Origin of the sequence: Nocardioides glacieisoli (assembly GCF_004137245.1) — a bacterium.
Classification (GTDB): Bacteria; Actinomycetota; Actinomycetes; order Propionibacteriales; family Nocardioidaceae; genus Nocardioides; species Nocardioides glacieisoli.
This window is the reverse complement of sequence record NZ_SDWS01000006.1, coordinates 104,887-118,799: the sequence shown is the minus strand read 5'-3', so window position 1 is coordinate 118,799 and position 13,913 is coordinate 104,887. Positions and strand designations below refer to the sequence as shown.

The window sequence follows — 13,913 nt, the reverse complement described above, 5'->3', positions numbered from 1 at the left end:
TGGGGTGCTCGGTCAACGGGGGCTCCTGACACTGATGACGTGGGCAGGCTCGTGGCCGGGGTCGAGACGGACGTAGTTGTGCTGGTGCCAGCTCCAGTCCTCGCCGGTGATCTCGTCGTGGGCGACGAACGAGTCGTGCCAGCTGAGGCCCAGCGCGGGCATGTCGAGGTGGATCATCGTCTCGCGGGTGCCGTGCGGGTCGAGGTTGATCACCGTGATGACGACATCCCCCTCGTGCTTCTTGCTGAAGACCAGCACCTGGTCGTCGTCGGAGTGGTGGATCGTCACGTTGCGCAGCAGCTGGAGCGCCGGGTGCTGACGGCGGATCTCGTTGAGCCGCGTGATGTACGGCGCGAGCGTGGTGCCCTCGGCGTCGTGCTTCTTCCAGTCGCGGATCCGGACCTGGTACTTCTCCGAGTCCAGGTACTCCTCCGAGCCGGGCTTGACCGCGACGTGCTCGAACAGCTCGTAGCCGGCGTACACCCCCCAGCTGGGCGATCCCGTGGCCGCGAGGGCGGCGCGCACCTTGAACGCCGCCGGACCGCCGTACTGCAGGTAGGCGTGGAGGATGTCGGGGGTGTTGACGAAGAAGTTCGGCCGCATCAGGTGGTCGGACTCGCGCGACACCTCGACGAGGTAGTCCTCGATCTCGCGCTTGCCGGTGCGCCAGGTGAAGTAGGTGTAGCTCTGGTGGTAGCCCACCGCACCGAGCCCGTGCATCATCGCGGGCTTGGTGAAGGCCTCCGAGAGGAAGAGCACGTCGGGGTCCGTGCGCCGCACCTCCGCCAGCAGCCACTCCCAGAAGGCGAGGGGCTTGGTGTGGGGGTTGTCGACACGGAAGATCCGCACGCCGTGGGACATCCAGAGCTTCACGACCCGCAGCACCTCGCGGCACACACCCGCGGGGTCGTTGTCGAAGTTCATCGGGTAGATGTCCTGGTACTTCTTCGGCGGGTTCTCGGCGTACGCGATGGTGCCGTCGGCGCGCGTGGTGAAGAACTGCGGGTGCGTGGTCACCCAGGGGTGGTCGGGTGCGCACTGGAGCGCGAGGTCGAGGGCGACCTCGAGGCCCAGCTCGTGGGCGCGCGCGACGAACGCGTCGAAGTCCTCGAACGTGCCGAGCTCGGGGTGGATCGCGTCGTGCCCGCCGTCCTTGCTGCCGATCGCCCACGGCGAGCCGGGGTCGTCGGGGCCGGGGGTCAGCGTGTTGTTGGGGCCCTTGCGGTTCAGCTCGCCGATGGGGTGGATCGGCGGCAGGTAGAGGACGTCGAAGCCCATCTCCGCCACCCGGTCCAGCCGCTCGGTGGCGGTGACGAACGTGCCGGAGGTGACCTTGCCGGTCTTCTCGTCGCGGGTCGCGCCCTCGGAGCGTGGGAAGAACTCGTACCAGCTGCCGAAGAGCGCACGCGTGCGGTCGGCGCGGAAGCGGTAGGGACCGCTGATCGAGGTCAGCTCGCGCAGCGGGTGGGCGAGCAGGACGGCGCCCAGCTCGGGGTCCTGGAGCGCGGCGAGGCGCGCTCCGGCCGGGCGCTCGGTGTCGGACGCGGCAGCGATGGCGCCCTTGACGAGGGCCGCGGACTGCTGGTCGAGGGGCTTCTCACCCGCCGCGACGCGCTCCAGCAGCAGCCGGGCCTCGGTGAACATCAGCTCGACGTCGACGCCGGCCGGGATCTTGATGCCGGCGTCGTGCTGCCAGGTCCCGATCGGGTCGGACCAGGAGTGGATCTCGAAGGTCCACTCACCCTCGACGTCGGGCGTGACGTGGGCGACGTAGCGGTTGGGCTGCTCACCGTCGGCGACCATGCGGACGGGCTCACGTCGTACGCCCTTCGGGTCGATCGCCACCACCTCGGCCGCCAGCTGGTCGTGGCCCTCGCGGAAGACCGCGGCGCGCACTGGCATCGGCTCTCCGACGGTGGCCTTCGCCGACAGTCGACCGAGGTCGACGACGGGTGAAACATCCATCACGGGTATGCGTCCGACCATGCCCCCACACTTGCGAACCCGGTGCCCCGACGCAAGCCGACCGCGGCCGGTGCCACCCCTTGGGACGGCCCCGGCCGCGGTCGGTCGGACGGTTGTCTCGTGTGCTGTGTCGTGGTCAGCCGCTCTTCGCGACGGTGATCCGACGCAGCCGCGTCTTCGAGGAGGTGAACGCCGTCGCGTCCGTGGGCACGAACCGGACGCGCACGGTGTTGCGACCCGGGCGGAGGCGGGACTTCTTCACCTTGATGCGAGCCGTCCCATCGGCGGTCCGGACCACCCGGTACTTCTTCGTGTTGATGCGGACGACGAACTTCCCCGCCTCCTTCTCGACCCCGGAGCGGATCGTCAGGAACAGCACCGGAGCCGGCTTCTTCGCGGTCTGGAAGGCCCGCTTGACGATCATCCGGATGCGGGTGGCCGCGGCCCCCGTGGTCGTGCCGGTGCCGGGCCCGGTGCCGGTGCCGGTGCCGGTGCCGGTGGTGCCCGACGTCGACCCCGTGCCCTGCCCGGTGCCGACGCCCGTGCTCGGCGTCGGCTGGCTGCCGGCGGGGAGCTCGGTGGCGAACACCTGCAGCTCGCTGGCGTGCACGATGCTGTCGCGGTCGGACGCGGCCTTGCAGTCCGTGTCGTTCAGCGGGTCCTCGTCCTGCTCACCGGCGTACCCGGCGAAGCCGCTGCACTGGTTCTCCAGCGCGACCAGGCGCACTGCCGCGGCGTCGGTGTCGGGCACGTCGAACGACCGCAGGGTCAGGTCGGGGGCCACCGGGCGCGGTCGCTGGGCCGGGAAGGCGTCGTCGGGCGAGGTGTAGAACCGCGTCCACGTGGCACCCGGCGCGCCGCAGTCGGCGGTGCACGCCTCGAGGGCGAACTGCCGCAGCGCGGTGAAGCGCGACCCGGAGTCCGGGTCCTCGTCGGCGTCGGCGAGCAGCGGGACCGGGTCGTCCGAGGCAGGCGCAGGCGTGAGCATCGCGCTCACCGCCACCCGCCGCACGGTGTGGGTGCCGCCGGCGAGGTCGACCGACACCGTCGGCGGGGCCTCGTCCACGCTCGTCGGGTCCGCGACGACGCCGGCCCAGTTGGTCTCCTCCGTGCCGTCGATGAGGAAGTCCGAGTTGCGCGAGCCGGGGCTCGACCCGAGCACGCTGCCTCCAGCGGCGGCCCCGGCGAGGTTGGTGCCGTTGTCAGGAACGGTCACCGTCCGGCTGCCCCCACCCGCGGGCACGTCCATGTCGAAGCGGACGGCGCCCCGGTCGGGCGAGACCGCGACCATCCGGTAGCGGCCGGCGGTGAAGTCGGCCGTCGCCGGCAGCTCGCTCTGCGCGACCGTGTCGGCCACCGGCGTCACCCGGGCCTCGTAGTCGCCGACGTAGATCTTGGTCCCCGCCGGAGCGGCAAAGGTGACCTGCTGGTTCGGCGTGACCGGTGAGGCGAAGCTGGGCACGACCTCGTGGGCATCGGCGTCGGGGGTCGACGCGGTGGCGCCGAGGCCGCGCCGCGCGAACGCGTTCCAGATCTCGGCGCGGTTGGCGCCACCGAAGCGCATCTCGTCCGCTGCGATCAGGGCGTTGCGGGCGTCGACCATCGACGTCGCTCCCTGCTGCAGGAGGTAGGAGTCGAACATCAGCTGGACCCAGCGGCGATTGCCGGGGCACTGGTCGACGGGTCGTGGCGTGCTCGACGGGGTCGCCTGCGCACAGGCGACCTGCAGGGCCCGGTCGGCGTACGGGAACTGGGCGTCGTACTTCTCGACCAGCGCCTGGCGCACCTCCCACATCGTCCCGTTCCAGATCTCGCCGTCCGAGTGCACCTCGGGGCCGGTGCTGTCGAACCCGTAGTTGGAGAAGTTCAGCGGGTTGCGGTTGATGGCGTAGTCACGGATGGCGGTGGTGAGGTTGCCGGTGGCGTAGGCACCGACGGCCCAGATGTTGCCGCCGTTGTCGTAGCCGTGGCTGAACTGGTACTCACCGGCGACCAGGTCGCCCCACGACTCGCCCATCGCGCCGCCCTGCTCGGACGTCAGGCCCTCGTCGGGGCCGCCGACCATGCGGTTGGTGATGGCGTGCGTGTACTCGTGGCCGACGATCCCCATGTCGAGGCCGCCGTCGGTGCAGGGCGCGTAGAAGGCGCCCGCGATGGGCTGGAAGAGGTACTGGTTGGTGATGCCGGGGGTGCCGTCCTGCAGGGTGATCTGGTTGGCGTTGTCGCGTCCCAGCCCGCTCTGCAGGCCGCCGATGGCGCCGGCCTGGGCGTTGCCGACCTCGGGGTCACCCCCGACGCCGCCGCGGTCGAAGTTGTCGACCTGCATGTTGTAGTTCGCCTCGGTGAAACCGAGGTAGTAGCTGTAGTCGTGCATGCGGTTGTGTGCCGCGAACAGGTTGGTGACCGACGCCACGACGTCGTTGCCGCCGGGCACGAGCTCGGTCGGGTCGCACCCGGAGTCGTTCCAGGCGTCGGTGAAGTCCTGAGTGTAGTCGCGGGTCGGCGAGTACGGCGCCTGGAACAGCCCGCCCGGGGTCAGCGGGCTCAGCCACGCCTCGTGCGTGTTCGCGTTGTTGCCGATCGAGGTGAGGGTGGGCTTCCCGCCCACGGTGTCCCACGCCCCGACCGACGACGGGTTCGCGAGCGCGCCGGGCGGGACCGTGCAGTCCTCGCCGCCCAGGGTCCAGCAGCCGACCGACGAGTTGTCGGAGACGGCCTCGGGACCGTTGAGCTCGGGATTGGCGAGGAACCAGCGCCACTGCGCCACGGGCAGGCCGCCGGGCGCCGGGGGAGCGGTGTCGCTCGTGCGGACGGTCACGGAGTACTGACCCAGCAGGGTGGAGGCGTCGAAGGGGCAGACCTGCACGGAGTACGTACCGGCGGGGATGGCCTCTGCGGCGTACGTCAGCAGCTCGGGGTTGGTGGCCAGGTCGCCCGACGCGAGCAGCTCGTCACCGCGCCAGAGCTTGACGACGAGGTCGTCGGTGGGCAGTCCGACGGCGACCGCGAGGACCTGGCGCGTCGCGTCGTCGTCGAGCTCGAACGGGTGCTTGATGCCGCAGGTGGTCGACCCCGGCGGGAACGAGCCCGTGAACAGCTTCTGGACCTCGGCGTGGTCCTGCTGGTTGCGCCGCACGAGGATCTCGCCGCTCACCGCGTCCACGAAGGAGGTGTACGCCTTGGCCTCGGCGCCGGCGACCTGCACGACGTTGGCCTCGAAGACCGGCCGCACGGACCCGTCAGTGAGGGCGAGCGCCCGCAGGCGCACCTGCTGCTCCTGCGCGAAGCCCGGGACCTCGAGGCGGGTCCAGCCGCCGGAGCGGGAGCTCAGCACCTCCGCGAGGGCGCCGACCGCCTCACCGGCGTCGGTCGCGGCCCTGGCCCACGCCTGGACGGGAGTGAGGGTGGCCGCAGCAGGCGACGCGTCCGCGGGGGTGCGCGTGAGGGAGGACGAGACGAAGGCGACCTCGCCGCGGGCGATCCCGACGGTGACGAGCCCGCCGGCGGCGGCCGGGAGTCCGCCGAAGCGCTGGCGGAGCAGCACGGCGACGCCGTCCGTGCGGGCCATGCGCTGCACGTTCACCAGCTCGAGTGCGTCCACCGCTGCGCGCGTGAGGCCGAACGTGGCCGCGTGGTCGCCCAGCCAGGACCGGGCGCTGGTGGCCGCGTCACCGGTCGCGCTGCCCAGGCTCCCGTCGTCGGGAAGGATCGACGCAGGCGTGCCGAACGCGTTCCAGCGCACGTCGGCGCCGAGGGTCTTCGCTGCGGCCAGCTGACCTGCCAGCGGTGCGACGGAGGCGCGGACGTCGCGGTCGGGGAGACCGGCGACGGCGTCGCCGAAGGTGCGGATCGCGTCCGGGGCGAGCCCGGGGCTCTCCGGCTCGGCGGTGGCCGGCGAGGCGACCGTGGTGAGGGTGGAGATCGCGAGGAGCGCTGCGACCGCGAGCGAGGTGCGGCCGATTCGGCGGCGAGGGGTCATGCCCGCGACAACTGCCGAAGGGCGTCGCAGGTTACTGACCAGTCGGTGGCGAGCGCTTGGATCGTTCCAAGAAATGCCCTAGCGTGCTCGATCGTGCGCGCGTTCCGACGATTCACCGTCCGTCCTGTCCTGCCCGAGCCCCTCGGCGCCCTGTCCGTGCTTGCGGGCAACCTGCGCTGGTCGTGGCACCCACCGACCCAGGACGTCTTCGAGGCCATCGACGCCGACCTGTGGCGCGAGGTCAAGCGCGACCCCGTGCGGTTCCTCGGCGCGGTCGGTCGGGAGCGGCTCGACCAGCTCGTCGACGATGGCGACTTCCGGGCCCGTCTCGACGCGGCCCACGACGACCTCCAGCGTTACCTCAGCGAGGACCGCTGGTACGCCCGCAAGGCCGGCGCGGACGCGCCCCGCGCCGTCGCGTACTTCTCGTCCGAGTACGGCATCACCTCGGTGCTCCCGCAGTACTCCGGTGGTCTCGGCATCCTCGCCGGCGACCACCTCAAGGCGTCCTCCGACCTCGGCATCCCGCTCGTCGGCATCGGCCTGTTCTACCGCCACGGCTACTTCAAGCAGGCGCTCGACCGCGACGGCTGGCAGCTGGAGTCCTACCCGGTGCTCGACCCCGACGAGCTGCCGCTGACGGTGCTCCGTGAGGCCGACGGCACCCGCGCGACCGTGTCGATCGCGCTCCCCGACGGTCCTGACCTGGTCGCCCGGATCCTCGTCGCCCACGTCGGCCGGGTGCCGCTGCTGCTGCTCGACACCGACATCGAGGAGAACAGCGCCCACTACCGCGACGTCACCGACCGCCTCTACGGCGGCAACTCCGAGCACCGGCTGCGCCAGGAGCTGCTCCTCGGCGTGGGCGGCGTCCGCGCGCTGCGGGTGTGGTCGCGCATCACGGGCGCCCCGGCCCCCGAGGTCTTCCACGCCAACGAGGGACACGCCGGCTTCCTCGGCATCGAGCGGATCCGCGAGCTCACCGTCGACGAGGGTGGTCCGCACCTCGACTTCGACACCGCGCTCGAGGTCTCGCGCGCCGGCACCGTCTTCACCACCCACACGCCGGTCCCGGCGGGCATCGACCGCTTCCCGCGCGAGCTGGTCTCGCAGTACTTCGGTGGCAACAGCCCGACCCCGGGCGTGCCCGTGGACCGGATCCTCGCCCTCGGCGCCGAGGACTACGACGGCGGCGACGCCGGGGTCTTCAACATGGCCGTGATGGGCTTCCGCCTCGCCCAGCGCGCCAACGGCGTCTCGCAGCTGCACGGCCACGTGTCGCGCGGGATGTTCAACGGCCTCTGGCCGGCCTTCGACGAGGCCGAGGTGCCCATCACGTCGATCACCAACGGCGTGCACGGCCCGACCTGGATCGCCCGCGAGGTCATCGAGCTCGCCGCGAGCCGCGGCGCCGACATCGACGGCGACGACACCGACGCGCTGTGGCCGATGGTCGACCAGTTCAGCGACAAGGAGATCTGGGACCTCAAGCGCACGCTGCGCACCCGCTTCATCGAGGACGCCCGCGACCGGATGAAGAAGTCGGCGGCCAAGCGCGGCTTCGCCCCTGCCGAGACCACCTGGGTCGACACCGCCCTCGACCCCGACGTCCTGACCATCGGCTTCGCGCGTCGCGTGCCGACGTACAAGCGGCTCACGCTGATGCTCCGCGACCCGGCCCGCCTCAAGGCGCTGCTGCTCGACCCCGAGCGCCCGGTGCAGCTGGTCATCGCGGGCAAGGCGCACCCGGCCGACGAGACCGGCAAGCGGCTGATCCAGGAGATGGTGCGCTTCGCCGACGACCCCGAGGTCCGGCACCGCATCGCGTTCCTGCCCAACTACGACATCGCCATGGCGCAGCCGCTCTACCCCGGCTGCGACGTGTGGCTGAACAACCCGCTGCGCCCCTACGAGGCGTGCGGCACGTCCGGCATGAAGGCCGCGCTCAACGGTGGCCTCAACCTGTCGATCCTCGACGGCTGGTGGGACGAGTGGTACGACGGCAACAACGGCTGGGCGATCCCGTCGGCCGACGGCATCGACGACGCCGACCGTCGTGACGACCTCGAGGCCAACGCGCTCTACGACCTGCTCGAGACCGACGTCGTGCCGCGCTTCTACGAGCTCAACGACGAGGGTGTGCCGCCGCGCTGGCTCGAGATGGTCCGCCACACGCTGAAGTCGCTCGGCCCCAAGGTGCTCGCCACCCGCCAGGTCCGCGACTACGTCCGCGAGCTCTACGCCCCGGCCGCGCAGACCGCGCGCTCGCTCAACAGCGACTACGCCGGCGCGCACGAGCTGTCGTCGTGGAAGCAGACCGTCCGCGCCGCGTGGCCCGGCGTCCGGGTCGAGCACATCGACTCCGAGGGCGTCGGCGACCAGGCCGAGGTCGGCGCGACGCTCGCCGTCCGCGCCTGGATCGCCCTGGGCTCGCTCTCGGCCGACGACGTCGAGGTGCAGGTCGTCCACGGCCGCATCGGCTCCGACGACGTGCTGACCGGCACGACCGTCGCGCCGATGTCGGTGGGGGAGTCCTACGACGGCAACCGCCACCGCTTCGACGCCACCGTCCCGCTCGCGACCTCCGGCCCCTTCGGCTACACGGTCCGCGTGGTCCCGCGCAACGACGCCCTCGCCTCGGTCGCCGAGCTCGGGCTGGTGGCCGAGCCGGCCTGACAGGTCCGTCCTCAGTGATCCCCGGCTGACCGGGGATCACTGAACATGTCGGCCCGTGCACGGCCTGACAAGTTCAGCGAACGCCTGACAGGTCGTGTCGTAATGCCGTTGCCGAGTGGTGCGGTCCTCGCGAGGATCGAGCGATGGTCACCGTGCCGCCCACCATCCTGCAGCCGTTCCTCGACGCGGCCGATGCGGCCGCGTCCAGTCGGCCCGAGGTCGACGGCGACATCGCCCGCGAGCTGATGGCCGAGGCGGCGGCGATGCTGCACAACAGCCTCGCCCTCGACCACCTCGACGAGCACGACCACGCCCTCGCGGTCGCCCTTCTAGCGGCGGACCTCACGGCGCCCGACCCGACCGAGGCCGTACGAGCACGCGCCACGACGATCGCCGAGGACGCGGCCCTCCACGACCCCGAGGGCGTGCACGGGGCGTACCTCGTGGTGATGCAGGTCTTCGGGCTCTGACCTCAGGCGAGGATCAGCCAGAGGCCGATCGCGGTCGGCACGAGACCGAGGAGGAGCCAGGGGGAGACCACGCGCTTGCCGTGGATGGCCAGCCCGGCGGCCACGGCGCCGGCGCCGAAGATGCCCGAGATGACGGCCAGGCCGACGCGTGAGCTGGTCGGGCCGTCGAGCATGACGGCCGCGACGAGGATGCCGACCACGAGGTGGATGATCGTCGTCACGGCGAGCACCGACATCACCCAGCGCTGCACGCGGGCGAGGTCGCGGGCGTCCTGCTCCGGGTCCTTGACGACCTGTCGCGGCGCGTTCATGTCGAGGAGGTGGCTGCGGCCCTTCTCCTGGCGCCGCGCGGGGACACTGCTGGCCATGCAGCCATTCTCCCACCCCCCACTGCGTACGACGATTCGGTGCACACTGCGCAAGTGAGATCAAGCCGGGAGGCCCACGCCGCACCAAGGTGGTGGACATGACGACAGCGGCCGACACCTTCGCCGCGTTCCTCGACGCCCTGGGCGAGACCCTCGACCTCGGTGCCGACGAACGGGCGCGGCGGCTCCACCTGTCCCGCTTCCACCTCGACCGGGTGGTCTCGGCGACGGGCGGCGAGCCACCGGAGCGGATGCGACGACGGCTGCTGCTGGAGCGGGCGGCGTACCGCCTCGTGACCAGTGAGCGGCAGGTCGTCGACATCGCGTTCGAGGCGGGGTTCGGCTCGCACGAGGCGTTCACCCGGGCGTTCGCGCGGGAGTACGGCAGCGCCCCCAGCCACTGGCGTCGGCAGCCGACCCGGACCCAGATCGAGGGTCCGAGCGGCGTGCACTTCCACCCGCCGGGCAGCCTCAGGCTGCCCACCACCCGAGAGGTGACCCCGATGGACCTGATGACACGCATGGTCGAGCACCACGTCTGGCTGACCGGCGAGCTGCTCGAGCGGGCCGCCCGCCTCACCGACGCGCAGCTCGACGCCCCGATCGACATCCCGATCGGCACCATCGACGACGACATGACGATCCGCTCAGTGCTGGGCCGGCTGGTCGGCCAGCTCGCCCAGTGGAACGCGGCCGGGACGCAGCGGACCTACGACTGGGACCAGGAGCGCGGGAAGTCGGTCAGCACGCTGCGACGGGAGCTGGCCGAGGAGGGCCCGGCCTTCCTCGGGCAGGTCCGCACGACGGTCGCGGAGGGGCGGCTCGACGACACCTTCGTCGACGTCACCTGTGACCCGCCGACGGTGGTCACCTACGGCGGGATGATCGCGCACGTGCTGACCTTCGCGGCCGTACGCCGACTCGTGGTCCTGGGTGCCTACGAGACCCTCGGCATCACCGACCTCGACGCCGGTGACCCGGCACAGTGGGTGGCCGCGCAGTCGGGCTAGGTCTGGCGCAGGACCAGCACCGACTGGGCCTGCAGCTCCAGCGAGCTGCCGGCCAGGATCGAGGTGCCCACGGTGATCTCGGCGTTGGTGGAGAGCACCACCTCGCCGTGGTGCACCCACTGGTTGTCCGGCAGCGTGAGCTTCACGTCGTCGTGCCCCGCGTTGAGCCAGATCATGAAGGACTTGTCACGCACCTGCTCGCCGTGGGGCCCGGGGTAGCGCAGGGGAGCGCCGTTGAGGAACATCCCGACCGTGCGGCAGGAGTCGTCGTTCCAGTCGTCCGTCGACATCTCGCGGCCGTCGGGGTGCACCCAGACCAGGTCCTTGATGCCGCCCTTGATGGTCGGTCGGCCCTCGAACCAGTGCCGCTGCCGAAGCGCGGGATGCTCGCGCCGCAGCCGCAGCGCCGTCTTGGTGATCTCGTAGACGTCGAGCCACGCGTCGTCGGGGCGCCAGTCGATCCACGACGTCGCGTTGTCCTGGACGTAGGCGTTGTTGTTGCCGCCCTGGGTGCGACCGCGCTCGTCGCCGGCGGTGAGCATCGGCACGCCGCTGGAGAAGCAGAGCGTCGCCATCAGGTTCGCGGCCTGGCGACGGCGCAGGGCGATGATCGCCTCGTCGTCGGTCTCGCCCTCGACGCCGTGGTTCCACGACCGGTTGTTGTCGGTGCCGTCCCGGTTGTCCTCACCGTTGGCCTCGTTGTGCTTGTGGTTGTAGGACACGAGGTCGCGCAGGGTGAAGCCGTCGTGGGCGGTGACGAAGTTGACCGACGCGTAGGGCGAACGGCCGTCGTCCGCGTAGAGGTCGCTCGACCCGGCGAGACGCGTCGCCACCGTGCGTACGCCGGCCGCGTGGCCGCGCCAGAAGTCGCGCATCGTGTCGCGGAACTGGTCGTTCCACTCGATCCACGGCGGCGGGAACTCGCCCACCCGGTAGCCGTCCATCGAGGCATCCCACGGCTCGGCGACGAGCTTGACGTGGCGCAGCACCGGGTCCTGCCCGATGGCGGTGATCAGGTGGCTGCCCATGTCGACGACCTGGTTGGTGCGGGTGAGTGCGCTCATCAGGTCGAAGCGGAAGCCGTCGACGTGCATCTCGTTGACCCAGTAGCGCAGCGAGTCGAGGATCATCCGCAGGCTCTGGGTGTGCGTCGCGTCGACCGTGTTGCCGCAGCCGGTCACGTCCCAGTAGGTGTCGACCGCCGGCTCGGCGTCGACGTCCTCGTCGACGGGCGGCGGCACGACCCGCTGGTAGTAGCCGAGGTCGTCGAGGCCGCGGAAGCTCAGCGTCGGGCCGAGCGGACCGGCCTCGGCGGTGTGGTTGTAGACCACGTCGAGGATGACCTCGAGCCCCGCCTTGTGGAAGGCCTTCACCATCTCCTTGAACTCGGTGACCTGCTGGCCGCGGTCGCCCGACGCGCTGTAGGCGTTGTGGGGCGCGAAGAACGCCATCGAGTTGTAGCCCCAGTAGTTGGTCATCCCGTTGGCCAGCAGCGCCGTCTCGGAGAAGAACTGGTGGACCGGCAGGAGCTCGACGGCGGTGACGCCGAGGTCCTTGAGGTAGTCGGTGACGGCGGGCGTCGCGAGTCCGGCGTACGTCCCACGCAGGTGCTCGGGCACGCGATCGTGCAGCGCCGTCATGCCCTTGACGTGCATCTCGTAGATCACGGTGTCGCGCCAGCGTCGGCGCGGCGGGGTGTCGGCGCCCCACTGGAACTCGTCGTGCACGACCACGCTGCGAGGCACGTACGCCGCCGAGTCGAGGTCGTTGCGCACCGTCGGGTCGTCACGGTCGTGGTCGAAGATGGCGTCGTCGACGACCAGGTCGCCGGAGACGGCCTTGCCGTAGGGGTCGAGGAGCAGCTTGGCCGCGTTGAACCTCATGCCGGTCGCCATGTCCCACGGCCCGTCGGCGCGGTAGCCGTAGCAACGGCCGGGGGCCACGCCGGGGATCGCGCCGTGCCAGACGCCGAGCGTCGACTCGGTGAGCAGCTGGCGCTCCTCGGTCCCGTCGTCGTCGAACAGGCAGACCCACACCCGGCGGGCGGCGGGGGCGTAGACCGCGAAGTTCGTCGCCTCGCGCGACCACGTGGCGCCCAGGGGGAAGTGGCGACCGGGCCACACCTGACGCGTCTCGCCGTCGTGGTTCCAGACGGATGCGGTGTCAGGGGGCGGGGTCACCCGGGTCATTGTGGTCGAGCCGGGACGTCACGGCACAATGCGCCCACACCGTGTCGCGTCCGCGCGGCGACCCCACGATGAGGAGCACACCATGGAGTTCGTCTCGATCGACGTGACCGACGGGGTGGCCGTGCTGCGGCTCGACCGGCCCAAGATGAACGCCATCAGCCTCCAGGTGCAGGCCGACCTCCGGGAGGCGGCTGCCGAGCTGACCGAGCGCGACGACGTGCGCGCCGTGGTGGTGTGGGGCGGCGAGCGGGTCTTCGCCGCCGGCAACGACGTCAAGGAGATGGCCGAGGTCTCCTACGCCGAGATGGTGCGGATCGCCGACTCCGCCAGCTCCGCCACCACGGCGATCGCGCGGATCCCCAAGCCGGTCATCGCCGCCGTGAACGGCTACGCCCTCGGCGGGGGCTGCGAGCTCGCGCTGGCCGCGGACCTCCGCTTCGCCGCCGAGGACGCGGTGTTCGGCCAGCCGGAGGTGCTGCTCGGGATCATTCCCGGCGCCGGCGGCACGCAGCGGCTGGCCCGGCTGGTCGGCACGTCGACCGCGAAGGACCTGATCTTCACCGGCCGGTTCGTCAAGGCCGACGAGGCGCTGCGCATCGGGCTGGTCGACCGCGTCGTCGCCGCCGAGCAGGTGCTCGACGAGGCGGTGGCGTACGCCGCCCAGTTCAGCGGTGCCGCGGCGCTCGCGATCCGTGCGGCCAAGGAGTGCATCGACGCAGGCGTCGGGACCGACCTCGACACAGGCCTCGCCATCGAGCGCCAGCAGTTCGCCGCGATCTTCGCGACCGAGGACCGTACCCACGGCATGTCCTCGTTCGTTGAGAACGGACCGGGCAAGGCAACATTCGTGGGACGTTGACCCACGCCCCGACCGACAGCGACCTCGACGACCAGACCGAATGAACTAGGAGAACCACCGTGGTGACGAAGATCCGGGCCCGACTGGCGCAGCTGATCTGGCTGCTGGCGGCGCTGGCTGCCCTCGTCCTGGCCGTCGGCGCGCTGCTGATCGCCCTCGACGCCAACCGGAGCAACTCGCTGGTGGACTTCGTGCTCCGCACCGCCGACTACATCGACCTCGACATCTTCTCGCGCCAGGACGGCATCAAGCAGTTCAAGGGTGACGGTGCACAGGTCAAGAACGCCCTCTTCAACTGGGGCCTCGGCGCGATCGCGTACCTCGTCGTCGGTCGTCTGCTCGATCGCATCATCAAGCCCTGAACAGGCCTCGGCGCGCCGCCGGAGCCTCTATCGTC

General features: G+C 71.1%; 9 protein-coding genes. 5 read left to right on the top strand and 4 right to left on the bottom strand.

Going from position 1 to position 13,913, the window contains the following annotated elements; all coding sequences use genetic code 11:
- Positions 1 to 12: 12 nt before the first annotated feature.
- Together EUA06_RS14020 and EUA06_RS14010 are read right to left on the bottom strand one after the other, a co-directional pair.
- A complete protein-coding gene (locus EUA06_RS14020; protein ID WP_129476862.1) occupies positions 13 to 1,986 on the bottom strand; it encodes an alpha-1,4-glucan--maltose-1-phosphate maltosyltransferase in 1,974 nt (657 codons plus the stop codon).
- A gap of 115 nt (positions 1,987 to 2,101) precedes the next feature.
- The gene (locus tag EUA06_RS14010) at positions 2,102 to 5,944 is read right to left on the bottom strand and encodes a M36 family metallopeptidase (protein ID WP_207208353.1); all 3,843 of its coding nucleotides are present in this window, start codon (positions 5,942 to 5,944) and stop codon (positions 2,102 to 2,104) included.
- A 93-nt stretch (positions 5,945 to 6,037) separates the two neighbouring features.
- Between EUA06_RS14010 and glgP the strand changes: the two genes are divergently transcribed.
- Complete coding sequence (glgP, locus tag EUA06_RS14005; protein ID WP_129476860.1) at positions 6,038 to 8,620, top strand: alpha-glucan family phosphorylase; 2,583 nt, start codon at positions 6,038 to 6,040, stop codon at positions 8,618 to 8,620.
- Between the two features lie 143 nt (positions 8,621 to 8,763).
- The gene (locus EUA06_RS14000; RefSeq protein ID WP_129476858.1) at positions 8,764 to 9,090 is read left to right on the top strand and encodes a hypothetical protein; all 327 of its coding nucleotides are present in this window, start codon (positions 8,764 to 8,766) and stop codon (positions 9,088 to 9,090) included.
- 2 nt (positions 9,091 to 9,092) lie between these two features.
- On the opposite strand, the gene EUA06_RS13995 is transcribed toward EUA06_RS14000, so the two are convergent.
- Positions 9,093 to 9,458 (bottom strand): hypothetical protein, encoded by a 366-nt coding sequence (locus EUA06_RS13995; RefSeq protein WP_129476856.1) that lies wholly within the window; start codon positions 9,456 to 9,458, stop codon positions 9,093 to 9,095.
- Positions 9,459 to 9,556: 98 nt separating this feature from the next.
- Here EUA06_RS13995 and EUA06_RS13990 point away from each other — a divergent pair, with 98 nt between their 5' ends.
- Positions 9,557 to 10,468, top strand: a complete 912-nt coding sequence (locus tag EUA06_RS13990) for a helix-turn-helix domain-containing protein (RefSeq protein WP_129476854.1) — start codon at positions 9,557 to 9,559, stop codon at positions 10,466 to 10,468.
- Here the strand turns inward: EUA06_RS13990 and glgX are convergent.
- On the bottom strand, positions 10,465 to 12,648 hold the full coding sequence (gene glgX, locus EUA06_RS13985) for a glycogen debranching protein GlgX (RefSeq protein WP_242498158.1): 2,184 nt from the start codon (positions 12,646 to 12,648) through the stop codon (positions 10,465 to 10,467). The two genes, EUA06_RS13990 and glgX, sit on opposite strands and share 4 nt — an antisense overlap.
- A 91-nt stretch (positions 12,649 to 12,739) precedes the next feature.
- Between glgX and EUA06_RS13980 the strand changes: the two genes are divergently transcribed.
- Together EUA06_RS13980 and EUA06_RS13975 are read left to right on the top strand one after the other, a co-directional pair.
- Positions 12,740 to 13,516: an enoyl-CoA hydratase/isomerase family protein gene (locus tag EUA06_RS13980; RefSeq protein WP_129476850.1), complete on the top strand. Its 777-nt coding sequence runs from the start codon at positions 12,740 to 12,742 to the stop codon at positions 13,514 to 13,516.
- 59 nt (positions 13,517 to 13,575) lie between these two features.
- Positions 13,576 to 13,878, top strand: a complete 303-nt coding sequence (locus tag EUA06_RS13975; protein ID WP_129476848.1) for a hypothetical protein — start codon at positions 13,576 to 13,578, stop codon at positions 13,876 to 13,878.
- The last annotated feature ends 35 nt before the right edge of the window (positions 13,879 to 13,913 follow it).